Below are 26,556 nucleotides of genomic sequence, written 5' to 3' on the forward strand. Positions count from 1 at the left end.
TTACTGGGCCGCTTTGACAGCCGATGCCAGTTGGGCGCTGGCCTTGGCCGGGTCAGCATCCTTGTCGTTCATGAAGTTGGTGACCACGTCGAAGATCGCACCCTGCACGGCCAGGGAGGTGGCCATGTTGTGCGCCATGCTCGGTTGCAGGCCGCCGGTCTTCTCGTCAGCCAGGAAGTCCTTGGCTGCGGTCTGGGCGCAGGAATCGAAGCCCAGGGCGCTCATGTCGTTGAGCATGTCGGTGCGCACCGGAATCGAGCCTTTGTTCATGCTGAAGACTTTCTGGAAATCGGTCCCCAAGGCGACCTTGGCCAGGTCTTGCTGAGCGGCGATGTCGCCTTTGCGATCGGCCTTGAGCTTGAACACGGCCAGGGAATCGATGTTGTAGGTGAAGGCTTTTTCGGTGCCTGGGAACGGCACGCACTGGTAGTCCTTGCCGGCGACTTTCTTCGCCGCCGTCCATTCGCTTTTCGCCCAGTCGCCCATCATCTGCATGCCGGCCTTGCCGTTGATAACGTCGGCGGCAGCGATGTTCCAGTCACGACCGGCGCGGTTCTGGTCCATGTAGCCGGTGAGCTTTTTCAGTTCGGTAAAAGCCTTGGTCATTTCAGCGCCAGACAGGGTTTTCTGGTCCAGGTCTACCAGGGCTTTCTTGTAGCCTTCGGCGCCCATGGTCGAGAGCACCACGTCTTCGAATACAGTGCTGTCCTGCCAAGGCTGACCGCCGTGGGCCAGGGCGATGAAGCCGGCGGCCTTGAGCTTGTCGCCGGCGGCGTAGAATTCTTCGAGGGTGGTGGGAGCCTTGTCGATACCGGCTTTCTTAAAGACTTCCGGGTTGATCCACAGCCAGTTGACGCGGTGGATGTTCACCGGCACGGCAACGTAGTCACCTTCGTACTTGACGGTGTCGGAGACCTTCTTCGACAGCAGGCCGTCCCAGTTTTCCGCCTTGGCGACGTCGGTCAGGGTGTCGGTACTGAGCAGGCCGGTGCTGCCCCATTCCTGGATGTCGGGGCCCTTGATCTGGGCAACGCCAGGCGGGTTACCGGCGACGGCGCGGCTTTTCAACACGGTCATGGCCGTTGAACCGCCCCCCCCGGCAACGGCGCCGTCTTTCCAGGTGAAGCCGTCTTTTTCAACTTGAGCCTTGAGTACATCGACCGCTGCTTTTTCACCACCCGACGTCCACCAGTGAACCACTTCCACCGAACCTTTGGCATCGGCGGCAAGAGCACTGAGAGGGAGCGCAGACAGGGAGGCAAGAGAAATGAGCGTAGCGAGGCGAGAAATCGCATTCATCTGGAAGTACCTTTCTTGTTGTTATGCATGCAAGTCTGGTGCTTGCGCTGCATGGATTTTAAACAGGAGTCAGCCCCTCGCAGGTAACGAAGGGACGCTGGAATGTCACCACATGGTTACACAGGAACGCCCTGGGACACCTGCCCCAGAGCGGTGGCCAGGCTCGGCGCCAGGGGCAGGCCGGGAATAAGGACGGCCTGCCAGGCGTGATACAGGTCGGGTTTGCCCGGCCAGATATCGGCACTGGCACGGTTTTGCGGGTCCAGTTCGTGATGCCAGCTGCCGGCTTCGCGATCGATGAAGTGACGGTCACAGAATTCCCAGAACAGCCGGTACCAGGCTTCGTACTGGCTGTCGCCGGTGCGCTTGAGCAATGCGCTGGCGGCGGCGCTGGCCTCGCAATGGGTCCAGTGCAGACGGTGCCGCACCACCGGGCGATTGTCCCAGTCGAGGGTGTAGACAAGGCCGGGTGCACCATCGACCTCCCAACCGTGACGGCAGTTGTGCTCGAAGAGTTTTTGCGCGTCGGTGACCAGCCAACCCGGCGTGAGCATGCCGGCCTGGACCCGTGCCGCTTCGAGGTGCAGCAACAGCCGCGCCCACTCGAACCCGTGGCCGGGTGTGGTGCCGTAGGGGCGAAAACCGTCCGCCGGGTTGTCGTGGTTGTACTCGCGCAGAGGCTGCCAGTCGCGGTCGAAGTGTTCGACCACCAGGTAGTCGTTGGCGGCGGCGTGACCATGGATCACCCGCTCGACAATGCGCTGGGCGCGGCACAGCCAGCGTTTGTCCGTGGTGACATCGGCCAGGGCGAGGAAGGTTTCGGTGGCGTGCATGTTGCTGTTGGCGCCGCGGTAGCGCTCCTCTTCACTCCAGTCGCGATTGAAGGATTCGCGCAGGGCGCCCTCCTCTTCACTCCAGAAACGCGTGTCGATAATGTTGATCGCGTCAGCGAGCAAGGCGTGCGCGCCAGGCCGTTGCGCGACGACAGCGGAGCTGGCAGCCAAAGCGACGAAGGCGTGCAGGTAGGCGGCCTTGCCGGTGTTGCCGTCCTGGTGTTCGGCCACGGCGAACCAGCCACCATGCTCGGCATCGCGCATTGGCCCGCTGAGGGCCTTGACGCCATGGTCTACCAGCTCGGCAAAGCCCGGCAGGCCCTGGATGTGAGCCATGGCAAAGCTGTGGGTCATGCGTGCGGTGTTCATGGTTTCGGCGCGGGCATTGGCCGGGAGGCGGCCCTTTTCATCAAGGTTACCGAAGCCTTCAGGCAGTCTGGAGGCTTTAGCGAACGCCAGCAGGCGCAAGCCTTCGGCGGCCAGCCATTGCTGATGCGCGGGGGCGTTCAGCCAGCTGCTGAAGGCGGGTTGGAAGGTGTGCATGGTGTGCCTTTTTTGTTGTTATGACTGGGGGCAGTCTAAACAACGGGGGGTGGCGGGCTTGTAACGAAGGGGGCGGGTTATGTCACCACTTTGTGACATTTGATCTGGGTATGGGTTGGATCGACTGACGCCTTCGCGGGCAAGCCCGCTCCCACAGGGTTATGCACACAATTTGAGAATGCAGGTAATCCTGTGGGAGCGGGTCGCCCGCGAAGAACGATTACGCGGTGTACCTACTCAACACTACGCGGCAACTGTAACGTCACCCGCAACCCACCTTCACGCAGGTTCTGCAGGCTGACTTCGCCGCCATGACTGTGGGCGATATTGCGCGCAATGCCCAACCCCAACCCATACCCCTGCTGCTGCCCTGCCAGCCGGAAGTGCGGTTCGAACACCTGCTCCAAACGCTGCTCCGGCACACCCGGGCCTTCATCATCGACATGCAGGATGAACGCGCTTTCATCGTCATCGATATGCAAGTGCGCGTTCTGCCCGTACTTCAAGGCATTGTCGATCAGGTTGCCAATGCACCGCTTCAGTGCCAGCGGCTTGCCAGGGTAGGCGGCCAGCGCCCGGCCCTGCTGGGTGACGCGACCGTTGCCGTTGGGCGCCAGGTACGGCTCCACCAGGCAATCGAGCACGTGATTGAGGTCCACCGCCTCGATGTTCTCGTGGATGTCGGTGTCTTTCACGCATTGCAGCGCACCTTTGACCAGCAATTCCAGCTCATCCAGATCGCGGCCGAACTTGGCTTGCAACTGTTCGTCCTCGAGCAATTCCACGCGCAGGCGCAACCGGGTAATAGGCGTTCGCAGGTCGTGGGAAATGGCACTGAACAACTGGCTGCGCTCGGTCAGGTAGCGGCTGATGCGCTCACGCATGGCGTTGAAAGCGCGGCCCACTTCGACCACTTCACTGCCACCGCCTTCAGCCACTGGCTCTACCTCGGCGCCCAGGGACATGTCTCGCGCGGCTCGCGCCAGGCGCTTGAGCGGCCGGCTTTGCCAGTGCACCAGCAAGCCGATGAACAACAGCAAAAAGCCACTGGTGAGCACGATGAACCACACTTGCTGCGCAGGCAGGCCCTGCTCTTCCAGGCTGGTGTAGGGCTCGGGCAGGAGCGAGGCGATGTACAACCATTCGCCGGGCGCCATCTGGATCTGCGTGACCAGCACCGGTGGATTCACCGGCTCCAGGGTCAGCGCGTAATGCGCCCAGGAGCGTGGCAACTCGTCGAGTTTCAGGCCGCCGTTGAAAATTCGCAGGTCCTCGGGGCTGACGAAGGTCACGGAGATGTCCGCGTCCTGTCCCAGGGACTGGCGCAACACTTCGTCCACCGCCTTGAGCACCGCCGCTTTACGCGGGGTGATCGGCAGCACTTCCATGCCCAGGGGTTTGTCGTTGAGCGTCACGACAAAACGGGTGCCGCCCATGCTGCGCAACTGGTCAAGGACCAGCGGCCTGAAGGCGACGGGCAGGGATCGAAAGTAACTGACGCTGGCGGTCATTGAGTGCGCGAGGCTGCGGGCACTGGTGACCAGGCCTTCGAGCTGGGTAGCACGCAGCTGCGACACCCAGATCACGCTCGACAACGCCTGCGCAAACAACACCGCCAACAGTGTCAGCAGCAACATCCGCCCCAGCAGCGAACGCGGCACCGGCACCCTGGCCGCCAGTTTGCGCAGGAACTCAGTGACCATTGCTGGCAACCACATTGGCTGCCAGCTGATAGCCGCTGCCGCGCACGGTGCGGATCAGCCGTGGCGGTTTTTCCGTGTCGCGCAGGCGTTGGCGCAGGCGGCTGACCGCCATGTCGACGATACGATCCAGGGGCATCAGGTCGCGGCCACGGGTGGCGTTGCCGATGGTGTCGCGGTCGAGGATTTCCTGGGGGTGATCGAGAAACAGTTTGAGCAAGGCGAAATCGGCGCCGGAGAGAATGACTTCCTCGCCGTCGGTGTGGAACAGCCGGTGGCTGACCATGTCCAGGCGCCAGTCATCGAAGGCCAGCACCTCACCGCCGGAGCGTTCCTGAGCAAATTGTGCGCGCCGCAGCAGCGCCTTGATCCGCGCCTGCAGTTCCCGGGGACTGAAGGGTTTGCCGAGGTAATCGTCGGCACCGAGCTCCAGGCCGATGACGCGGTCAGCTTCATCGGAGCTGGCGGTGAGCATGATGATGGGCACCTGGGCCTGCCGCGGATGCTGGCGAATCCAGCGGCACAGGCTGAAGCCGTCTTCATCGGGCAGCATCACGTCGAGGATCACCAGGTCGCTCGGCGCCTCGTTCATGGCCTGCCGGAAGCCGGCGCCGTCCGGTGTGGTACGCACCTGGAAACCCGCGCGGGTCAGGTAGGTATCCAGCAACTCGCGTATTTCCTGATCGTCATCGACCAACAAAATCGACTTGTTGACTGAGCTCACGGGGCGGCGTCCTTGTTGTTTGAGTTGGGCGGATTATGCCTGATGAACCTCAGAAATTTATTGCCTGTTCGGACCCCATCGCGGGCAAGCCCGCTCCCACAAGGTCATGCGCACATTTTCAGATGCAGGTAATCCTGTGGGAGCGTGGCTTGCCCGCGATGGAGGCGACGCGGTTTCAGGCCTGGTCCAGCGCCACACCCGCACCCATCAGCCCGGAATACGGCGCCGTCACCAGCCACACCGGGATGCCCTTGAAGTAATCGCTCATGCACCCCTTGTCGGCAAAACACCGGGCAAACCCGCTTTCAATGAAGAAATCGGCAAAGCGCGGAATCACCCCGCCGACGATGTACACGCCGCCCCGTGCGCCAGTGGTGAGCACGTTATTGCCCGCCACACGACCGAGCCAGCAGCAGAATTGCTCCAGCACTTCCAGCGCAACCGGGTCGCCGGCCAGGCCGGCGGCGGTGATCGACTCCGGGGTATCGAGCACCGCTTCGTGCCCGTCCACCGCACAAATTGCCCGGTACACCCGCGGCAAGCCACCGCCACTCAACGCCGTCTCGGCGCTGACATGCCCGATCTCATTAAAAATATGCTGCCACAGCTGGGTTTCCCGCAGGCTGCTCAGGGGCAGATCAACGTGACCGCCCTCCCCGGGCAAGGCGGCAAAACGCCCGGCGCCCAGGTCAAGCAAGGTGCCGACTCCCAGGCCGGTGCCCGGACCGATGACCACCGCCGGGCGCAACGGCTCCGGCGTGCCTGGGCACACCACCCGAAACTCGTCCGGCTGCAACCGGGTCATGCCCAGCGCCATGGCTGAGAAATCATTGACCAGCAGCAGCTCATCCACCTGCAGGATCTGGCAGAACGCCTTGCGACTGAGTCGCCAGTGATTGTTGGTGAACTTGAATTCGTCGCCGCTCACCGGGCCAGCCACCGACAGGCACACCGAGCCGATGGAGCCCGGCGCCAGGTCGAGCCCGCTCAGGTAGAGGGCAATGGCCTCCTCCGGACTGGCGTGATCGGCCGTCGCCAGCACCTGGATGGCTTCCAGTTGCTGGTCTTTCCACAACGCAAACCGTGCGTTGGTGCCACCGATGTCACCGACCAAAGCCAGTTTCAATTAAGCGTCTCCAGGGCAGAAGTGAAGGCGCTGGCGCCCTGCTCCGCCGAGCTGAAGGCCATGCGCATGAAACCAAACAGTTCGCGACCGCTGCCGATGTTATTGCCCAACAGGCCCTTGGCAGGTTCGCGCGCTGCAAATTCGTCGGCGTCCACCTTAAGCTCCAGGGTGCCTTTGACGCCATCGACGCGGATGATATCGCCCTCTTGCACCCGGGCCAAAGCGCCGCCGACATAAGCTTCAGGGCTGACGTGAATGGCCGCCGGGATTTTCCCCGAGGCGCCGGACATGCGCCCGTCGGTCACCAGCGCCACTTTGAAGCCACGGTCCTGCAACACGCCAAGGAACGGCGTCATCTTGTGCAGTTCCGGCATGCCGTTGGAACGCGGGCCCTGGAAGCGCATCACGGCAACGAAATCCTTCTCCAGCAGACCGGCCTTGAACGCATCGGCCAGGTCCTGCTGGTCCTGGAACACCATCGCTGGCGCCTCGACTATCTGGTTCTCCAACGCCACTGCCGAGACTTTCATCACGCCGCGCCCGAGGTTGCCTTCCATCACGCGCAGGCCGCCCTCGGGGGAAAACGCCCGGGCCACCGGACGCAGGATGCTCTCGTCGAGACTGTCGGTCGGGCCTTCGCGCCACACCAGCTCGCCGTTATCCAGGAAAGGCTCCAGGGTGTAGCGGCTCAGGCCATGACCCAGCACGGTGTTGACGTTTTCATGGAGCAACCCGGCCGCCAACAGTTCGCGGATCAGGAACGACATGCCGCCCGCCGCCTGGAAGTGGTTGATGTCGGCTTTGCCGTTGGGGTACACGTGGCTCAGGGTTGGCACCACCTCGGAGAGGTCGGCCATGTCCTGCCAGGTCAGCTGGATACCGGCCGCCATCGCGATGGCTGGCATGTGCAGGGTGTGGTTGGTCGAGCCGCCGGTGGCATGCAGCGCCACGATCGAGTTGACCAGCGAACGCTCGTCGACGATTTCGCCGATGGGCATGAAGTCGCCATTCTGCTTGGTCAGGCGGGTCACCTGATGTGCCGCTTCGCGGGTCAAGGCTTCGCGCAACGGCGTATTCGGGTTGACGAAGGAAGCACCCGGCAAGTGCAGGCCCATCACTTCCATCAACAACTGGTTGGTGTTGGCGGTGCCGTAGAAGGTGCACGTACCCGGGCTGTGGTAAGACTTCATTTCCGATTCCAGCAGCTCTTCGCGGCTGGCCTTGCCTTCGGCATAGCGCTGGCGCACATCGGCTTTCTGCTTGTTGGAAATACCCGAGACCATCGGCCCGCCGGGGACAAAGATGGTCGGCAGATGACCGAAGCGCAGCGCCCCCATCATCAGGCCCGGCACGATCTTGTCGCAGATGCCCAGCATCAATGCGCCGTCGAACATGTTGTGGGACAGGGCCACGGCGGTCGATAGCGCGATCACTTCGCGGCTCGGCAGGCTCAGTTCCATGCCGGGCTCGCCCTGGGTCACGCCATCGCACATGGCCGGGGTGCCGCCGGCGAACTGGCCGACCGACCCGATCTCGCGCAGCGCCTTCTTGATCTGTTCAGGGAAGACTTCGTACGGCTGATGCGCCGAGAGCATGTCGTTATATGACGAAACAATTGCGATGTTGGCGGAGTTCATCATCCGCAGGCTGTGCTTGTCTTCAGTGCCGCAACCCGCCACGCCATGGGCGAAGTTGGCGCACTGCAGCTTGCCGCGCATCGGACCGTCGCTGGCAGCACCGCGAATGAGCGCAAGGTAAGCCTCGCGGGTTGCGCGGCTGCGGGCGATAAGCCGTTCGGTGACCTCAAGGACGCGGGGATGCATGTTTAGAACTCCAGGCTAACGGATGTGGCGACCTGATTGTCTATGCTGAACAAGCACCGCTGTGATTGGGATGACAGACGGTTTTCTTGATCGGTCGGACCAGTTGATTCAGGTCACTCGTTGTAGATTGAACAAAATATTGCCACTAAAAAGGCTTGTTTTCTATTTTTATGCGAATAATCTTGTAATTCCAACAACAAAACGACGGCGGCCCAGTTAAATGACTCTTCGAATTGCAATAAATGGTTTTGGCCGTATCGGCCGCAACGTCCTGCGCGCACTGTATACCCAAGGTTATCGCCAGGACCTGCAGATCGTTGCCATCAATGACCTGGGCGACAGTTCGATCAACGCTCATCTGCTCAAATACGACACCGTTCACGGCACGTTCGACGCCGATGTGCAGCACGATCAGGAAAGCCTGACCGTCAACGGCGACCGCATTGCCGTCAGCGCGATTCGCAATCCGGCAGAACTGCCCTGGGCTGCGGAAAAAATCGACGTGGTATTCGAATGCACCGGGCTGTTCACCGACCGGGCCAAGGCCGCCGCGCATATTACTGCCGGTGCGCGCAAAGTCATCATCTCGGCCCCGGCCAAAGGCGCCGACGCCACCGTGGTGTATGGCGTCAACCACGACATTCTGCGCCAGTCGCACCAGATCATTTCCAACGCTTCGTGCACCACCAACTGCCTGGCCCCCGTTGCGCAAGTGCTGCACCGCGAGCTCGGTATCGAAAGTGGCCTGATGACCACCATTCACGCCTACACCAACGACCAGAACCTGACCGACGTCTACCACACCGACCCGTACCGCGCCCGCTCGGCGACCCAGAACATGATCCCGAGCAAAACCGGGGCGGCTGAAGCGGTCGGGCTGGTGTTGCCGGAACTGGCGGGCAAACTGACGGGTATGGCGGTACGGGTGCCGGTGATCAATGTGTCGCTGGTCGACCTGACCGTGCAATTGAAACGCGAAGCCTCGGCTGATGAAGTGAACGCGCTGCTCAAGGAAGCCAGCCAGCATTCGAAGATCCTCGGCTATAACACCTTGCCGCTGGTCTCCAGTGACTTCAATCACAACCCGCTGTCGTCGATCTTTGACGCCAACCACACCAAATCCAGCGGCAAGCTGCTGAAGGTGCTGGCCTGGTACGACAACGAATGGGGCTTCTCCAACCGCATGCTGGATAACTGCCTGGCGCTGTGTAACGCCGAATAAATCGGCAACTCACCACGAATTCCCGTAGGAGCTGCCGCAGGCTGCGATCTTTTGACAGCAAAATCAAAAGATCGCAGCCTGCGGCAGCTCCTACGCAGATTTTCACGATTAAGCGCTTGACCATGACAGTAGATGATAAGCATTATCATTCGCTCGAAATGGATCAGGTCCTCCCGTGAGTCAATCGCGCTTCAATCATGTCTTCATCGCCCAGCGGATTTCCCTGCTGCGCACGCTGGAGCGGATGGTCAACAATCACAGCACCGCCGAAGACCTCTTGCAGGAAACCTACCTGCGAGTGACGCGTGCGCTCAGTGAACGGGCCATCGATCACCTTGAACCCTTTGTGTTCCAGACTGCCCGCAACCTAGCGCTTGACCACCTGCGCGCGCGGCGCGTCCAGTCGCGCACCCTGGTCGATGACGTGCCACCGGAGGTGGTCGAAAGTGTCGCAGCGCCGGTCAGCAGCGCCGAGGATGCCGCCCATGCCGAACAATTGCTGGAGCGCCTGAACGTGAGTCTCAATCAACTCAGCTCACGCCAACAGCAGATCTTCATCCTCAGTCGCCTGCATGGCCACAGTTACCTGGAAATTGCCGAGCAACTGGACGTCTCGATGAGCACCGTGCAAAAGGAACTGAAGCTGATCATGGCGATCTGCATCGGGGTCGCCGAACGCCTGAACGGCGACTGAGTTCGCGAGGCTTTGCTACCCTTGCGTCTTTTCACGCTCCACTAAAAAAACAGCAGTGCACAGACACTGCCGAGGAAAACCCGTGACGCACACCCGCCGCTCGCCTCCGCCCTCCCCGGCGCAGGACCGCGCCAACGCGATGGACCAGGCCCTGGACTGGCTCATCGTGCTGGGCAGTCCGAGCGAGGACCAGTCTCAGGCATTTCAGGCCTGGCTCGCCGCCGACCCGTTGAATGCCCAGGCGTTTGCCGAGGCGCAGGCGATATGGGATGGCCCGCAAGTGATGCTGAGCGCGCAGACACTGGCGGCCCGGCCGCCAAAGGTAACGGTGCTGTCGCGCCTGCGTCCGCACTGGAAACCCCTGGCAACCGCCGCCGTGCTGATCCTCGGCCTGTTCAGCTTCAGCAATCTGCCCATACGCCTGCAGGCCGATCACCTGACCGTCGTCGGGGAACGCCAGCGCCTGCAACTGGAGGACGGTTCAAAAGTCCTGCTCAATACCAACTCGGCGTTTTCCAGCACCATCAATGATCAGCAGCGCATTGCCCGCCTGTATCAGGGTGAAGCGTTTTTTGAAGTGGCGGTCAATCGTGGCCAGGCGCTGGAAATCGATGCCGGCCCGGTGAAGGCCAGCGTGCGCGATACCGCCTTTGCCGTGCGTTATCTGGACGGCGTGGCGCAGGTTCAGGTGCAGCGCGGGGATGTCGACCTGCGCGCCACGCGCGACGATGCAAGGGTGCGCCTGTCGGCCGGGGAAAGTATTCGCATCGGCCCCAACGGTTTTGACCGCCCGGCCAAACTCGACGCCGCCACCGAACTGGCATGGGTCCAGGGCCGCCTGGTGTTCGAGAATTGTCCGATGAGCCAGGTGCTGGCGGAACTGCGTCGCTATTACCCTGGCTGGATCATCAACAACAACGAGCAATTGGCGGACATCAACGTGACCGGCAATTATCGCCTCGACCAGCCGCTGGACGTGGTGCGCTCGCTGGCCCACATCACCTCGGCGCAACTCAGGGAATTCCCGGCGCTGGTGATTTTGAACTAAATGAGAATTATTTTTACTCGATAGCTGAAGCTCGTTCGTCTCGTTATAGTCAATGCAATTGATTCGCATCCACAAATGCCAATCAGCACCTATAAAGATTCGTGCGACACGGAGCGCTATCGATGTCCTCTCGCCTTACCCGCCAGTCCTCTACCCCTTCGCGCGTGCTGTCGCTGCTGACCGCCGCCATTCTGATGGCCGGCAGCGCGCCATTGCTGGCCGCCACCGCAGACGGCCAACAGACCCGCAACATCGGTGACTACGCTTTCGCCATTCCCCAGCAATCCCTGGTGTCGGCGCTGAATGCGTTTACCGCTGTGACGGGCTGGCAGGTCGGGTTTTCCGCCGAGCTGGCGCAAGGGGTGGCCTCGCCCGGCGTGCGCGGCTCCCTGCGGCCGGAAACCGCCCTCGATCGCCTGTTGGTGGGGACCAACCTGAGCTATCGCAAACTGGGCAACAACAACATCGTCCTGGCGTTGCGCAACAACACCGGCGCGCTGAACCTGCAGCAGGTGACTATCAGCGCGACCCGCCAGGAACAGGACGTGAGCAGCGTACCGAGCACGGTCACGGTGCACACCCGTGAAGAACTCGACCGCAACAACATCAACTCCATCAAGGACCTGGTGCGCTACGAGCCAGGCGTATCCGTAGGTGGCACAGGACAGCGCTCCGGCATCACCGGCTACAACATCCGCGGCATCGATGGCGACCGGGTGCTGACCCAGGTCGACGGTGTACAAGTGCCCGACGGTTTCTTTAACGGCCCCTACGCCCAGACCAATCGCAACTACGTCGACCCGGAAATCGTCAAGCGCGTGGAGATCCTCCGCGGCCCGGCCTCGGTGCTGTATGGCAGCAACGCCATCGGTGGCGCAGTCAGCTACTACACCCTCGACCCGGACGACATCATCAAACCCGGCCAGGATGTCGGCGCTCGCCTGAAGACCGGCTACAGCTCGGCCGACGAGAGCTGGCTGACCTCCGGCACCGTCGCCGGGCGCGCTGGCGACTTTGATGGCTTGCTGCACCTGAGCCAGCGCAACGGGCATGAAACCGAGTCCTATGGCGAGACCGGCGGCACCGGGCTCAATCGCACCGAAGCCAACCCGGAAGACGTGCGTACTACCAACATCCTCGCCAAGCTGGGCTGGGACTATGCCGAGGACGGGCGATTCGGCCTGACTTACGAGCACTATAAGGACGACCGTGACACCAACCAGCTGAGTGCGGTGGGCGGACCGTTCAACGCCGGGCGCGGTTTTGGCTTTTATAAAGCGCGCAGTGGCAACGAAACCATTACCCGCGAGCGCTTTGGCCTTGAGCACCGCTTCGGCCTCGACAGCGCGCTGGCGGACAACATCAAGTGGACCCTGAACTACCAGATCGCCAAGACCGATCAGAGCACCCAGGAAATCTACGCGCCGTCGCGCACCGTGCTGCGTAATCGCAACACCACGTACAAGGATCGCCAGTGGGTGTTCGATGCCCAGGCCGACAAGGCATTTGCCGTCGCCGCAACCGATCACCTCGTCACCTACGGCACCACCCTCAAGCAGGACAAGGTCACCGGCCTGCGCACCGGTGACGGCACCTGTCTGAGCGTGGCCGGCGCCTGCCGGGTGATCGGAGCGCCGAGCGCCGCCGACACCCTGACCCCGGCCAGCGATTTCCCGGACCCGACCATCAACACCTACAGCCTGTTTGCCCAGGATCAGATCAGCTGGAACAACTGGACCTTCGTACCCGGCCTGCGCTACGACTACACCCAGCTCAAGCCGCAGCTGACCGAGCGATTCCTGGCCACCGCCGATCAGAGCGGCAATGGCGAGGTGAATGACAGCACCAAGACCTGGCATCGCCTGTCGCCGAAGTTTGGCACCACTTACCAGTTCAACGACCACTACACCTGGTACGGCCAGTACGCCGAAGGCTTCCGCACACCGAGTGCCAAGGCCCTGTACGGCCGCTTCGAAAATACCTCTGGCGGTTATCAGGTCGCGCCCAACCCCAACCTCGAACCGGAAAAGAGCAAGAGCTACGAAACCGGCCTGCGTGGCCAGTTTGAAGCCGGCAACTTCGACGTCGCGGTGTTCCATAACAAGTACCGCGACTTCATCAACGAGAACGCCATTACCCCGGGTTACGACGAACTCACCTTCCAGAGCAACAACATCAAGCATGCCACCATCAAGGGTGTGGAGCTCAAGGGTCGCCTGAACCTGGACACATTCGGCGCGCCCGATGGCCTCTACACCCAGGGTTCGTTGTCTTACCTGTACGGTCGCAACGATGACAGCGGCGAACCGCTGAACAGCATCAACCCGCTGACCGGCGTATTCGGCCTCGGTTATGACCAGGACAAATACGGCGCACTGCTCAGCTGGACCCTGGTCAAACGCAAGGACCGGGTCGACAGCACCAACTTCAATACGCCTGATGGCACCAGCACCCAGTTCAAGACCCCGGGTTATGGCGTGCTCGACCTCGCCGGTTTCTACAAGGTGACCGACGATGTGACCGTCAACGCCGGCCTGTACAACCTGACCAACAAAAAGTACTGGCAGTGGGATGACGTGCGCGGCTACGACAGCGTGGGCGAAGCCTCGGTGACCCAGCCTGCCAACCTAGACCGCCTGACCCAGCCGGGGCGCAACTTCTCGGTCAATCTGGTGTGGGATATCTGATCCTGCGTGCCTCATTGCGCGGCGGCCTCTCCCCCCGCGCAACGAGGTTTTTTTACTGTCCGGCGCCTGTTCGTTCGTCTCGTTACCAAGCACCATTTTCTCTCAAGGATTTGTCATGACCACCCAGGACACTGCTCAACGCCCCGCTCTGCGTTCACAACGCTTGAACCAGATCACCCACGAACCACACACCAAACTCGATGCACTGGTCAAAGCCCACGCGCCTTTCGAAACCCAGGCCAACTTCGCCCGCTTCGTCGTCGCGCAGTACCTGTTCCAGTCGGAACTGGTGGCGCTGTACAACGACGCCGAACTGACCGCCATCGTCCCCGACCTGCCGGCGCGCTGCCGGGCGGAAGCGGCCAGGGCTGACCTGGCAGACCTCGACACCGAGGTACCGGCACCCGTGGCAGGCGCGGTGAACGCTCCAACCCAGGCCGAGGCCCTGGGCTGGCTGTTTGTGTCCGAAGGCTCGAAGCTGGGCGCGGCATTCCTGATCAAGCGCGCGGTGGGCCTGGGGCTGAGCGAGACTTTTGGCGCGCGCCACCTCGCTGAACCCGCCGGTGGTCGTGCTGAGGGCTGGAAGCGCTTCGTGAAGACCCTGGATGGACTGCAGTTGAGTGCACAGCAAGAAGCTGAACTGGATAAAGGTGCGATCGATGCCTTTAACCGCTTCACCGTGCTGCTGGAACAGGCCTATACCCCGGAATTTGCCTGACAGGTTAGAGCTGGCTTGCTTGTCTGTGGGAGCAAGGCTTGCCCGCGATTGAGGCGCCGCGATTGACAGGTTGGACCGCGGCATCGCTAACGCGGGCAAGCCTTGCTCCCACAGGACCGCGCCCCGGCTCCTCCCAAAAGGACCGCACCCTGGCTCCTCCGATCAAGCCCCACATGCGTTACCTTGAGCCCATGCCCTCATCTTCCAGACTCATACGTTTTCTTTTCGGCCTGCTGGCCTACGTCAGCCTGGGCATAGGCCTGGTCGCTATTGTGGTGCCTGGCCTGCCAACCACCGAGTTCATCCTGCTCGCCGCCTGGGCCGCTACCCGCAGCTCCCCACGCCTTAGCGCCTGGCTGGAGAACCACCGCCTGTTCGGCCCGATGCTCCACAACTGGCGCAACGGCAAGATCATCACCCGTCGCGCCAAAGTCAGCGCCACGGCCAGCATGTTGCTGTGCGCCGGGCTGATGCTGGTGATGCTCGATCACGGCTGGCCGATCTACCTGGCCATCGCCGGGATGAGCCTGGGCAACCTGTGGATCTGGTCGAGGCCCGAGTCCCTGGCGCACTCTTCCTGAAAGACCGAGTCCTGCCCATCGCCAGCCGGCTGGCTCCCACAGGTATTTGCCACAGTGACCCGGTTCAATGTGGGAGCGAGCTTCCCGACACCCAATGAACCCTCGCAAACGCTTGCGCTGACCGTTCATCGGCTTTTACTCATGCAAACCTTCCCCACGCCGATGCCTCTCCCATGGCGCTGAATGGACTTGGCGAACCGGGTCGGTCTCGACCCACAGCCAACACCTCATCCATTCGCGAGTTCGCCTTATGTTCGACTCTCTCTCCATCCGCCTGAAAATCGTGCTGCTGTCCGGCCTTTGCCTGCTGGGCGTGCTTGCCCTGATCGTGGGCATGAATATCTACCAGACCAACCAGAACGACGAACTGGTCAGCGCCTCCAGCAGCAAAATGCTCACCGACAGCGTGCAGAATCTGCTGCAAGCCAAAGCCGCAGAGCAAGCCGTGCGGGTGCAGAAGACCTTCGGCGAGAGCCTGACGGTGGTCACGGCTTTGGCGGATCAGATCCAGGACCTGCGCAGCATGGCGGCCAAGCGGTCGCTGGAAGCGGGGACTGTGCGTGAGGAATTGAACCAGAGCCTGCGAACCGCCTTCGAGCGCAACAGCAAAGTGCTGGGGATCTGGCTGGCATTCGAACCCAACGGCCTGGACGGCAAGGACAGCGAATTCGCCAACGACGCGGCGCGCCAGTCCAACGAGGCCGGGCGATTTGCCAGTTACTGGAGCCGTGCCGGTGGTGCCGGGATCAACACGATCATGGTCGAAGACGACATGACCAAGACCACCCTCAACATCAACGGCACGCCCTATAACAGCTGGTACACCTGCCCTCGCGACAGCAAGCGCACCTGCCTGCTGGACCCGTATGCCGATACCGTCAACGGCAAGGAAATGCTGATGACCACCATTTCCGTGCCGCTGCTGGTGGATGGCAAAACCATCGGCGTGGTCGGTGTGGATATCGCCCTCGATGCCCTGCAAGCGGCCGCTGTCGAATCCCAGCGTGACCTGTTCAACAGCGCCGGGCACATGCTGATCGTCTCCGGCAGTGGCGTGCTCGCAGGTTACAGCGTTGACGCCAGCAAGGTCGGCAAAAGCATCGGCGACACCTTGGGCAGCGATGGCAAGGAAGTGCTGCAGCTGCTCAGCGCTGGCACGCCGAAAATCCTCGAGCAGGGCGAGCTGATTCGTGCCGTGTATCCGGTCAGCCCGATTACTGATTCCAAGGCCTGGGGCGTGGTGATCGACCTGCCGAAAAACGTCTTGCTGGCCGATTCGGTGAAGCTGCAAGCGGTACTCGATGAGGCCCAGCAAAGCGGCACCATCAAAGCCGTGCTGGTGGCGGTGGCGGCTGGCCTGGTCGGCCTGTTGCTGATGTGGCTCACCGCCTCGGGCGTGACCCGGCCGATCAACAGCGTTGCCCAGATGCTCAAGGCGATTGCCAGCGGCGACGGCGACCTCACCCAGCGTCTGCAGTACAGCAAGAAAGACGAGCTGGGCGAATTGGTCAGCTGGTTCAACCGCTTCCTCGACAAGCTGCAGCCGACCATCGCGCAGATCAAACAGAGCATTACCGATGCGCGCGGCACGGCCGACCAGTCCTCGGAAATTGCCCGCCAGACCAGCGAAGGCATGCAGGTGCAGTTCCGCGAGATCGATCAGGTTGCCACTGCGTCCAATGAAATGAGCGCCACCGCCCATGACGTCGCCAACAGTGCCTCCAATGCGGCCAACGCCGCCAAAGGCGCCGACCAATCGGCCCGCGATGGCATGCAGATCATTGAGCGCAGCACCCGCGACATCAATCAACTGGCCGATGAAGTCAGCAAGGCGGTCACCGAAGTCGAAGCGTTGGCGGTCAACAGCGAGCAGATCGGTTCAGTGCTGGAAGTGATCCGCAGCATCGCCGAACAAACCAACCTGCTGGCCCTCAACGCCGCCATCGAAGCCGCACGCGCCGGCGAGAGTGGCCGTGGTTTTGCGGTGGTGGCGGATGAAGTGCGCAACCTGGCCAAACGTACCCAGGACTCGGTGGAAGAAATTCGCAGCGTGATCGAACGTATTCAGACAGGCACCCGCGGCGTGGTTGCCACCATGCACTCGAGCCAGACCCAGGCCCACAGCAACGCTGGCCAGATCCAGCAAGCGGTCCAGGCCTTGAGCAAGATCAGTGATGCGGTCACCGTGATCAGCGACATGAACCTGCAAATCGCCAGCGCCGCCGAGCAGCAAAGCGCCGTGGCCGAAGAGGTCAACCGCAACGTCTCGGCCATCCGCACCGTCACCGAAACCCTGACCGGGCAAGCGACCGAATCGGCACAGATCAGCAGCCACCTCAATTCGCTGACGACCCATCAGATGAAGCTGATGGATCAGTTCCGCGTCTGACAGGCCCCTGTGGGCGTGAGCCTGGAAATACTCGAACGAGGTCGCTTTACTGGAAATATCGCGCTGTTCGGTCCACTCTCGGACAGCGAAACGATTATCCAGGCCCCTGCCGGCGCTCCCGTCTGCGCGGCGACACCTGGCATTACCAACTGATACGGAGAGATGCCAATGGCTACGTTCGAGCCCGGTCACCTGCATATCGAGCGCACGGCGCTGAACAAGGATGACTACAGCTACGCGCTGAGCATCGACTATGAAGTGACCCAGGACCCCAAGGAAGGCGAAGGCATGCTGTTCAAGATGCATGGCTCGGTGCAGGGCAAGGAACTGCAGGAGGAGTTTTTCCTGCCCAAGGACCAGGCATTCGATTTCGCCCGCCATGCCACTCGCCTGGCGCAGACGCATGGCCTGCCCAAGGACGCCGGCATCGGCACGGTGCACAAGGCGTACGACCTGATGTTTGAAGACGTCCGGGCACAGCTCGACGTCAAATCCGGCGACCCGGTCAAACCCGAACACCTCGAATAACCGGCACAGCCCTGCAGGAGTAAAGCTGTAAGGGAGGCCTGAGGGAACAAAGCAAGCTTTGCTCCCACAGACCAATGCACACCAGGCAACCTTTGCTTCTGAAGGGCCGCGATATCAGCCCAGGATTTCACCTGCAGCCCTGCCCAAGGCATACTTGCCACCCTCCGCACGCCAGAACCCCATCGCCCCATGCGCATTCACGTCAGCTTCATCGACCGAGTCGGCATCACCCAGGAAGTTCTGGCGTTGCTCGGTGGGCGCAATCTCAACCTGGATGCGGTGGAAATGGTGCCGCCCAACGTCTACATCGACGCTCCGACCTTGAGCCCGGAAGTACTCGAAGAGCTGCGCGATGCGCTGTTCAGCGTGCGCGGCGTGCAGGCCGTGACGGTGGTGGACATCCTGCCTGGCCAGCGCCGGCACCTGCAGCTCGATGCCTTGCTGGCAGCCATGACCGACCCGGTGCTGGCGCTCGACAGTGCGGGCAATGTATTGCTGGCCAACCCGGCACTGATTGCCCTGTATGGTCGCGAACCGGCCGGGGAAAGCGTGGCGGAGCTGTTTGCCGACCCGGCGCTGCTCGACGCGTTGCTGGAGCACGGCTTTCGCCTGCCGCTGCGCGAGATCACCGTCAACGGCCAGACCCTGCTGCTCGACGCCACGCCCATTACCGACGCCGGTGCGTTGCTGACCCTGTATCAACCCAACCGTATCGGCGAGCGCCTGTCAGCGCTGCACCATGACCATGCCGAAGGCTTTGATGCGCTACTTGGCGAATCTCCCGCCATCCGCACCCTCAAGGCCCGTGCCCAGCGCGTGGCGGCCCTGGATGCGCCCCTGCTGATCCAGGGCGAAACGGGCACCGGCAAGGAACTGGTAGCGCGCGCCTGCCACGCCATCAGCGCCCGGTACAGTTCACCTTTCCTGGCGCTGAACTGCGCGGCATTGCCGGAGAACCTCGCCGAAAGCGAACTGTTCGGCTACGCCCCCGGGGCATTCACCGGAGCGCAACGAGGCGGTAAACCGGGACTGATGGAACTGGCCAACCAGGGTACGGTGTTTCTCGACGAGATCGGCGAGATGTCTCCCTACCTGCAGGCGAAACTGTTGCGCTTTTTGAATGACGGCAGCTTTCGGCGAGTCGGTGGTGACCGCGAAGTGAAGGTCAACGTGCGAATCCTCAGCGCAACCCACCGCGACCTGGAAAAAATGGTCAGCGAAGGCTCGTTCCGCGAAGACCTCTTCTACCGCCTGAATGTCCTGAATGTCGAAGTCCCGCCGCTGCGTGAGCGGGGCCAGGACATCCTCCTGCTGGCCCGTTACTTCATGCAGCAGGCCTGTGCACAGATCCAGCGCCCGGTGTGTCGCCTGGCGCCCGGGACTTATCCGGCGCTGCTGGGCAACCGCTGGCCAGGCAACGTACGGCAGTTGCAGAACGTGATTTTCCGCGCCGCTGCCATTTGCGAAAGCAGCCTGGTGGACATCGGCGACCTCGACATCGCCGGCACCTCGGTGGCACGCCAGAGCGACACCGAAGTCGACAGCCTGGAGCAGGCCATGGACGAGTTCGAGAAAACCCTGCTGGAAAAACTCTACGTCAGTTACCCCTCGACCCGGCAGCTCGCCAGCCGCCTGCAGACCTCCCACACGGCGATCGCGCATCGGCTGCGCAAGTACGGCATCCCCACCAGGCAGTAGCCGTCACAGAATGCTCACGCCTGGCCCCATCCTGTAGGAGCTGCCGAAGGCTGCGATCTCTTGACGTTGATACTGTGTTGCCTGCGACAAGATCGCAGCCTTCGGCCGCTCCTGCGGGACGAATTCCAATCGGAAGGCTTCTAACCTGCTTGGAAACGACCTCCAGCCGTACTGAAAGCGCTACAGCGGAACGATATCGCTACACTCTTCCCCAACCACCGGTGTGCAAGGCTTTGATCCAGATAGGCTTTTTTCCACGCCCCAAGCTGTAGCGATTTCGCTACACAAAAATCATTCCTCGTCGCCTTAAAATCACGCAACTCATTGTTTTATATGGCTTTTAAAACATTGGCCGCGATTTTGCTTATTACCCCTGCATAAATCAGGGCTAACGCCCCAAGCATTCAATCGCGTCCACCAGACGAGTCTGGCCCCCTTAGGAGTTTCCATGAGCGAGTTGCGTTTTACTGAAGATCACGAATGGCTGCGCACCGAAGCTGACGGCAGCGTCACAGTCGGCATCACCGCCTTCGCGCAGAACGCCCTGGGCGACGTGGTTTTCGTACAACTGCCAGAGCTGCAGTCCTACGAAAAGGGCGCGGAAGCGGCCACCGTGGAGTCGGTAAAAGCGGCCAGCGGCGTGTACATGCCCCTGGACGGTGAAGTGCTGCAAGTCAACCCGGCGCTCGACAGCAGCCCGGAACTGGTCAACGAAGATCCAATGGGTGAAGGCTGGTTCTTCCGCTTTCAGCCAACCGACGCCTCTGCCGTCGCCAAACTGCTGGATCAGGACGCTTACGACCGTCTGATCAAAGCCAACGCCGAAGCCTGAGGAGCGCCGACATGACTCAAGTAAACCCTGCCGTTGTAACCACAAGCACCGCCAACGAATTCATCGCGCGCCACATCGGCCCGCGCGCCGGCGATGAGCAAGCCATGCTCAATAGCCTCGGTTTCGACTCCCTGGAAGCCTTGAGCGCCAGCGTGATCCCGGAAAGCATCAAGGGCACCAGCGTGCTCGGCATGGACGACGGCCTGAGTGAAGCCGACGCCCTGGCCATGATCAAAAGCATCGCCGGCAAGAACCAGCTGTTCAAGACCTTCATCGGCCAGGGCTACTACGGCACCCACACACCGTCGCCTATCCTGCGCAACCTGCTGGAAAACCCGGCCTGGTACACCGCCTACACCCCGTATCAGCCAGAGATCTCCCAGGGTCGCCTCGAAGCATTGCTCAACTTCCAGACGCTGATCAGCGACCTGACCGGCCTGCCGATCGCCAACGCTTCGCTGCTCGATGAAGCCACCGCTGCAGCCGAAGCCATGACTTTCTGCAAGCGCCTGAGCAAGAACAAAGGCAGCCACGCGTTCTTTGCATCGGTTCACTGCCACCCGCAGACCCTCGACGTGCTGCGCACCCGTGCCGAGCCTCTGGGCATCGACGTGGTCGTCGGCGACGAGCTTGAGCTGACTGACGTGACGCCGTTCTTCGGCGCACTGCTGCAGTACCCGGCAAGCAACGGTGATGTCTTTGACTACCGCGCACTGACCGAACGCTTCCACGCCGCCAACGCTCTGGTGGCGGTTGCCGCTGACCTGCTGGCCCTGACGGTGCTGACCCCGCCAGGCGAATTCGGCGCCGACGTGGCCATCGGCAGCGCCCAGCGTTTCGGCGTGCCGCTGGGCTTCGGTGGCCCGCACGCAGCGTACTTCTCTACCAAAGATGCATTCAAGCGTGACATGCCGGGCCGCCTGGTGGGCGTTTCCGTCGACCGTTTCGGCAAGCCGGCCCTGCGCCTGGCGATGCAGACTCGCGAGCAACACATCCGCCGCGAGAAGGCCACCTCGAACATCTGCACCGCGCAGGTTCTGTTGGCCAACATTGCCAACATGTACGCCGTGTATCACGGTCCAAAAGGCCTGACGCAGATCGCCAAGCGCATTCATCACCTGACGGCGATCCTCGCCAAAGGCTTGAGCGCACTGGGGCTGAACGTCGAGCAAGAAAACTTCTTCGACACCCTGACGCTCAACACTGGCGCCCACACCGCCAAGCTGCACGACCAGGCGCATGCGCAGCAGATCAACCTGCGCGTCGTCGATGGCGAACGTCTGGGCCTGTCCCTTGACGAAACCACGTCGCAAGCTGATGTCGAAACACTGTGGGCCCTGTTCGCCGACGGCCAGGCGCTGCCGGACTTCTCCGCCCTCGCTGCTGCAGTGGTCAGCACCATCCCGGCTGCGCTGGTTCGTCAAACGCCGATCCTCAGCCACCCGGTATTCAACCGTTATCACTCGGAAACCGAGCTGATGCGCTACCTGCGCAAGCTCGCCGACAAGGACCTGGCCCTGGATCGCACCATGATCCCGCTGGGTTCGTGCACCATGAAACTCAACGCTGCCAGCGAAATGATCCCGGTGACCTGGGCTGAATTCGGCGCCCTGCACCCGTTCGCCCCGGCCGAGCAAAGTGCCGGCTACCAGCAACTGACCGACGAACTTGAAGCGATGCTCTGCGCCGCGACCGGCTACGACTCCATCTCCTTGCAGCCGAACGCCGGTTCGCAAGGTGAATATGCCGGGCTGCTGGCTATTCGCGCTTACCACCAGAGCCGTGGCGAAGACCGTCGCGACATCTGCCTGATCCCGTCGTCTGCCCACGGCACCAACCCGGCGACGGCCAACATGGCCGGCATGCGCGTGGTCGTGACCGCCTGCGATGCCCGCGGCAACGTCGACATCGAAGACCTGCGCGCCAAGGCCATCGAGCATCGCGAACACCTTGCGGCGCTGATGATCACCTACCCGTCGACCCACGGCGTTTTCGAAGAAGGCATCCGCGAAATCTGCGGGATCATTCATGACAACGGCGGCCAGGTGTACATCGACGGCGCCAACATGAACGCAATGGTCGGCCTCTGCGCACCGGGCAAGTTCGGCGGCGACGTCTCGCACCTGAACCTGCACAAGACGTTCTGCATCCCTCACGGTGGTGGCGGCCCGGGCGTTGGCCCGATCGGCGTCAAATCGCACCTGACTCCGTTCCTGCCGGGTCACGGCACCATGGAGCGTAAAGAAGGCGCGGTCTGCGCAGCACCGTTCGGCAGCGCGAGCATTTTGCCGATCACATGGATGTACATTCGGATGATGGGCGGCGCGGGCCTCAAGCGTGCTTCGCAGCTGGCGATCCTGAACGCGAACTACATTTCCCGTCGCCTCGAAGAGCACTATCCAGTGCTCTACACCGGCAGCAATGGCCTGGTAGCCCACGAGTGCATCCTGGACCTGCGTCCACTCAAAGACAGCAGCGGCATCAGCGTCGATGACGTGGCCAAGCGCCTGATCGATTTCGGTTTCCACGCACCGACCATGTCGTTCCCGGTCGCTGGCACCCTGATGATCGAGCCGACCGAAAGCGAATCCAGGGAAGAACTGGACCGCTTTTGCGACGCCATGATCCGCATCCGCGAAGAAATCCGCGCAGTGGAAAACGGCACGCTGGACAAGGACGACAACCCGCTGAAGAACGCTCCGCACACTGCGGCGGAACTGGTCGGCGAGTGGACTCACCCGTACAGCCGTGAGCAGGCGGTCTACCCTGTAGCATCGCTGATCGAAGGCAAGTACTGGCCACCGGTCGGTCGCGTCGACAACGTGTTCGGTGATCGCAACCTGGTGTGCGCCTGCCCGTCGATCGAAAGCTACGCTTAAACCAATGAGGGGCGGGTGCGCCTGCCCCTCTTTCTCAAGAACACCACAAAACCTGTGGGAGCTGGCTTGCCTGCGATGGCGGCCTGTCAGACAGCGTCGATGGCGACTGAACCAACGCCATCGCAGGCAAGCCAGCTCCCACAGGACCGTGTCCAGTTAAAAATTCCGCCAATTCCCATAACAAGAAACCGGAGAACAACCATGGCTTTAAGCGTGTTCGACCTGTTCAAGATTGGCATCGGCCCCTCCAGTTCCCACACCGTCGGCCCAATGCGCGCTGCCGCGCGTTTCGCCGAAGGCTTGCGCCGTGAAGGGCTGCTGGCTGCAACCGCCTGCGTCAAGGTCGAGCTCTACGGCTCACTCGGTGCCACCGGCAAAGGCCACGGCAGCGACAAGGCCGTGTTGCTCGGGCTGGAAGGCGAACACCCGGACACCGTGAACACCGAAACCGTCGCTGCTCGCCTGCAAGAGATTCGCGGCAACGGTCGCTTGAACCTCCTGGGTCAGCACAGCATCGCGTTCAACGAGAAAGAACACCTGGCGATGATTCGCAAACCGCTGCCTTATCACCCCAACGGCATGATTTTTCGTGCGTTCGATGCTGCCGGTTTGCAAACCCGCAGCCGCGAGTACTACTCGGTAGGCGGCGGGTTTGTGGTCGATGAGGATGCAGCCGGTGCCGACCGCATTGTCGAAGATGCCACCAAACTGACGTTCCCGTTCAAGAGCGCCAAGGACCTGCTGGGGCATTGCGCGACCTACGGCCTGTCGATCAGCCAGGTAATGCTCACCAATGAAAGTGCCTGGCGACCTGAAGCCGAAACCCGCGCCGGCCTGCTGAATATCTGGCAAGTGATGCAGGATTGCGTGGCCGCCGGTTGTCGCAACGAAGGCATCCTGCCCGGTGGTTTGAAGGTCAAGCGTCGCGCTGCGGCGCTGCATCGGCAATTGTGCAAGAACCCCGAATCGTCCTTGCGCGATCCGCTCTCGGTACTGGACTGGGTCAATCTGTATGCCCTGGCGGTCAACGAAGAAAACGCCAACGGCGGACGAGTCGTGACGGCGCCCACCAACGGCGCGGCGGGTATTATCTCGGCGGTGCTGCATTACTACATGCGCTTCATTCCCGGCGCGAACGATGACGGCGTGGTGCGCTTCCTGCTCACCGCAGCGGCCATTGGCATTCTGTACAAGGAAAACGCCTCGATCTCCGGTGCCGAAGTCGGCTGCCAGGGCGAAGTAGGAGTGGCCTGTTCCATGGCGGCGGGTGCCTTGTGCGAAGTCCTCGGCGGCAGCGTGCAGCAAGTGGAAAACGCCGCGGAAATCGGCATGGAACACAACCTCGGCCTGACCTGCGACCCCATCGGCGGCCTGGTGCAAGTGCCTTGCATCGAACGCAATGCGATGGGCTCGGTCAAGGCCATCAATGCGGTCCGCATGGCCCTGCGCGGTGACGGGCAGCACTTCGTCTCCCTCGACAAAGTCATCCGCACCATGCGCCAGACCGGCGCCGACATGAAAAGCAAATACAAGGAGACCGCCCGCGGCGGTCTGGCGGTCAACATTATCGAATGCTGATGCGCGCGCATTGGCCTCTGCACATTTTTTCAGGAGCACAACATGTCCACCGAACAATTGCTGACTACCCCGCTGCACGCCCTGCACATCGAACTCGGCGCGCGCATGGTGCCGTTCGCCGGCTACGACATGCCGGTGCAATACCCGCTGGGCGTGATGAAAGAACACCAGCACACCCGCGACCAGGCCGGGTTGTTCGATGTCTCGCACATGGGCCAGATTCGCCTGACCGGCGCCAAGGCTGCCGAGGCCCTGGAAACCCTGGTACCGGTAGACATCATCGACTTGCCGGTGGGCATGCAGCGCTACGCGATGTTCACCAACGAGGCCGGTGGCATTCTCGACGACCTGATGGTCGCCAACCTGGGCAACGACGAACTGTTCCTGGTGGTCAACGCCGCCTGCAAGGACCAGGACCTGGCGCACCTGCGCAAGCACATCGGCGAGCAGTGCACCATCGAGCCGCTGTTCGAAGAGCGTGCGCTGCTGGCCTTGCAAGGCCCGGCCGCCGTGACCGTGCTCGCGCGCCTGGCGCCTGAAGTGGCGAAGATGACCTTCATGCAGTTCACGCGCGTCCAGCTGCTGGGCGTGGAATGTTTCGTCAGCCGCTCGGGCTACACCGGCGAAGACGGTTTCGAGATCTCCGTGCCGGCCGCGAATGCCGAAGCCTTGGCCCGCGCCCTGTTGGCCGAGCCGGAAGTGGCCGCGATCGGTCTGGGCGCTCGCGACTCCCTGCGCCTGGAAGCCGGCCTGTGCCTCTATGGCCACGACATGAACACCGAGACCACCCCAATCGAGGCGAGCCTGCTGTGGGCCATCTCCAAGCCGCGTCGTGCCGATGGCGCACGGGCCGGCGGTTTCCCGGGCGCCGAAAACATCTTCGCGCAACAACAGGGCGGCGTCAGCCGCAAACGCGTAGGCCTGCTGCCGCAAGAGCGCACGCCGGTGCGCGAAGGCGCGGAAATCGTCAACGAAGCGGGCGAGATCATCGGCAGCGTCTGCAGCGGTGGTTTCGGCCCCACCCTGGGCGTCCCTCTGGCCATGGGTTACCTCGACTCGGCGTACGTTTCGCTCGACACCCCCGTCTGGGCGATCGTCCGTGGGAAAAAGGTGCCTTTGCTTGTAAGCAAAATGCCATTTGTTCCACAACGCTACTATCGCGGTTGATTGACTGTTTCTATAAGTAACGTGGCTGCGTTAACACTGCACTAATCTGTAACGCAGCCGCCATAAAACAGTGCAACCGTTCGATAATGAACAGTACTTATAACAGTCGAAAACATTTGAACAGCGCTATCGAATAAGCCTGCACCAACGCCTCCACTAACAGCCTCACAGCCAAGCAAACCGGGCCCCTCACAGGGGCTTGTTTTTTATTGGCTAGTTGGCGTAGAGTTTGTTCACTGTGTTTGCATGGGTCGCTTGGAATCGTGACCTGGGCAGTAGCCTACAAGTTAGCTACATCCCGCTCGACGTCTTCTTACTCTCCTGCAACCAGCCCCAGTACTCTTTCATGAGAAAGAGGCTGGGCGGTTGCAGGAGCTGAGTGCAACACGGTTATTGAATCGAAGTGGGAGTATCGTGCCGCATCGCAATGGCCTTTTGCATCACCTCACTCATCACTTCGATCGGACATTTGAAATCGAAGCGTTTA

Annotated in this window: 19 protein-coding genes and 1 pseudogene; 14 read left to right on the top strand and 6 right to left on the bottom strand. The window is 61.8% G+C overall.

Features of this window, described 5'->3' with window-relative positions; genetic code table 11:
* From IMW75_RS11655 to edd, 6 genes are all read right to left on the bottom strand, one after another.
* Positions 1-1,299 (bottom strand): ABC transporter substrate-binding protein, encoded by a 1,299-nt coding sequence (locus IMW75_RS11655; RefSeq protein ID WP_045059713.1) that lies wholly within the window; start codon positions 1,297-1,299, stop codon positions 1-3.
* A gap of 116 nt (positions 1,300-1,415) precedes the next feature.
* Positions 1,416-2,675, bottom strand: a complete 1,260-nt coding sequence (locus tag IMW75_RS11660; RefSeq protein ID WP_205892683.1) for a D-mannose isomerase — start codon at positions 2,673-2,675, stop codon at positions 1,416-1,418.
* Positions 2,676-2,908: 233 nt separating this feature from the next.
* Entirely contained in the window at positions 2,909-4,378 is a 1,470-nt protein-coding gene (locus IMW75_RS11665; RefSeq protein ID WP_205892696.1) for an ATP-binding protein, read from the bottom strand.
* Positions 4,368-5,099, bottom strand: coding sequence for a response regulator (locus IMW75_RS11670; RefSeq protein WP_045057899.1), 732 nt, complete (start codon positions 5,097-5,099; stop codon positions 4,368-4,370). The genes IMW75_RS11665 and IMW75_RS11670 overlap by 11 nt, the downstream gene beginning before the upstream one ends.
* A gap of 175 nt (positions 5,100-5,274) precedes the next feature.
* Positions 5,275-6,225 carry a glucokinase gene (locus IMW75_RS11675; RefSeq protein WP_205892684.1) on the bottom strand — a complete coding sequence of 317 codons (951 nt, stop codon included), beginning with the start codon at positions 6,223-6,225 and terminating at the stop codon, positions 5,275-5,277.
* Positions 6,222-8,048, bottom strand: a complete 1,827-nt coding sequence (gene edd / locus IMW75_RS11680; RefSeq protein ID WP_045057897.1) for a phosphogluconate dehydratase — start codon at positions 8,046-8,048, stop codon at positions 6,222-6,224. The genes IMW75_RS11675 and edd overlap by 4 nt, the downstream gene beginning before the upstream one ends.
* 220 nt (positions 8,049-8,268) lie before the next feature.
* Here edd and gap point away from each other — a divergent pair, with 220 nt between their 5' ends.
* The 14 genes and pseudogenes from gap to gcvT all read left to right on the top strand — a co-directional run bounded on the left by gap (position 8,269) and on the right by gcvT (position 26,069).
* Complete coding sequence (gene gap / locus IMW75_RS11685; RefSeq protein ID WP_045057896.1) at positions 8,269-9,270, top strand: type I glyceraldehyde-3-phosphate dehydrogenase; 1,002 nt, start codon at positions 8,269-8,271, stop codon at positions 9,268-9,270.
* A 175-nt stretch (positions 9,271-9,445) separates the two neighbouring features.
* Positions 9,446-9,964 (top strand): RNA polymerase sigma factor, encoded by a 519-nt coding sequence (locus IMW75_RS11690; protein WP_045057895.1) that lies wholly within the window; start codon positions 9,446-9,448, stop codon positions 9,962-9,964.
* 82 nt (positions 9,965-10,046) lie between these two features.
* A complete protein-coding gene (locus tag IMW75_RS11695; protein WP_205892685.1) occupies positions 10,047-11,012 on the top strand; it encodes a FecR domain-containing protein in 966 nt (321 codons plus the stop codon).
* Between the two features lie 122 nt (positions 11,013-11,134).
* Positions 11,135-13,699 carry a TonB-dependent receptor gene (locus tag IMW75_RS11700; protein ID WP_205892686.1) on the top strand — a complete coding sequence of 855 codons (2,565 nt, stop codon included), beginning with the start codon at positions 11,135-11,137 and terminating at the stop codon, positions 13,697-13,699.
* 115 nt (positions 13,700-13,814) lie between these two features.
* The gene (locus tag IMW75_RS11705; RefSeq protein WP_205892687.1) at positions 13,815-14,417 is read left to right on the top strand and encodes a biliverdin-producing heme oxygenase; all 603 of its coding nucleotides are present in this window, start codon (positions 13,815-13,817) and stop codon (positions 14,415-14,417) included.
* Between the two features lie 191 nt (positions 14,418-14,608).
* Positions 14,609-14,998, top strand: coding sequence for a YbaN family protein (locus IMW75_RS11710; RefSeq protein ID WP_045058281.1), 390 nt, complete (start codon positions 14,609-14,611; stop codon positions 14,996-14,998).
* Between the two features lie 523 nt (positions 14,999-15,521).
* Positions 15,522-16,529, top strand: a pseudogene (locus IMW75_RS27370) (methyl-accepting chemotaxis protein); the annotation flags it as partial.
* A 102-nt stretch (positions 16,530-16,631) separates the two neighbouring features.
* Complete coding sequence (locus IMW75_RS27375; RefSeq protein ID WP_442963619.1) at positions 16,632-17,387, top strand: methyl-accepting chemotaxis protein; 756 nt, start codon at positions 16,632-16,634, stop codon at positions 17,385-17,387.
* A 168-nt stretch (positions 17,388-17,555) separates the two neighbouring features.
* Positions 17,556-17,915, top strand: a complete 360-nt coding sequence (locus tag IMW75_RS11720) for a DUF5064 family protein (protein ID WP_205892689.1) — start codon at positions 17,556-17,558, stop codon at positions 17,913-17,915.
* 189 nt (positions 17,916-18,104) lie between these two features.
* Positions 18,105-19,613, top strand: coding sequence for a sigma-54-dependent transcriptional regulator (locus tag IMW75_RS11725; protein ID WP_045058213.1), 1,509 nt, complete (start codon positions 18,105-18,107; stop codon positions 19,611-19,613).
* A 448-nt stretch (positions 19,614-20,061) separates the two neighbouring features.
* Positions 20,062-20,445 carry a glycine cleavage system protein GcvH gene (gene gcvH / locus IMW75_RS11730; RefSeq protein WP_122840161.1) on the top strand — a complete coding sequence of 128 codons (384 nt, stop codon included), beginning with the start codon at positions 20,062-20,064 and terminating at the stop codon, positions 20,443-20,445.
* Between the two features lie 11 nt (positions 20,446-20,456).
* Positions 20,457-23,324, top strand: a complete 2,868-nt coding sequence (gene gcvP, locus IMW75_RS11735; RefSeq protein ID WP_205892690.1) for an aminomethyl-transferring glycine dehydrogenase — start codon at positions 20,457-20,459, stop codon at positions 23,322-23,324.
* A gap of 201 nt (positions 23,325-23,525) precedes the next feature.
* The gene (locus IMW75_RS11740; protein WP_205892691.1) at positions 23,526-24,902 is read left to right on the top strand and encodes an L-serine ammonia-lyase; all 1,377 of its coding nucleotides are present in this window, start codon (positions 23,526-23,528) and stop codon (positions 24,900-24,902) included.
* Between the two features lie 42 nt (positions 24,903-24,944).
* The gene (gene gcvT, locus IMW75_RS11745) at positions 24,945-26,069 is read left to right on the top strand and encodes a glycine cleavage system aminomethyltransferase GcvT (RefSeq protein WP_205892692.1); all 1,125 of its coding nucleotides are present in this window, start codon (positions 24,945-24,947) and stop codon (positions 26,067-26,069) included.
* Positions 26,070-26,556 lie beyond the last annotated feature (487 nt).

Origin of the sequence: Pseudomonas gregormendelii (genome assembly GCF_017114825.1) — a bacterium.
Lineage (GTDB): Bacteria > Pseudomonadota > Gammaproteobacteria > Pseudomonadales > Pseudomonadaceae > Aquipseudomonas > Aquipseudomonas gregormendelii.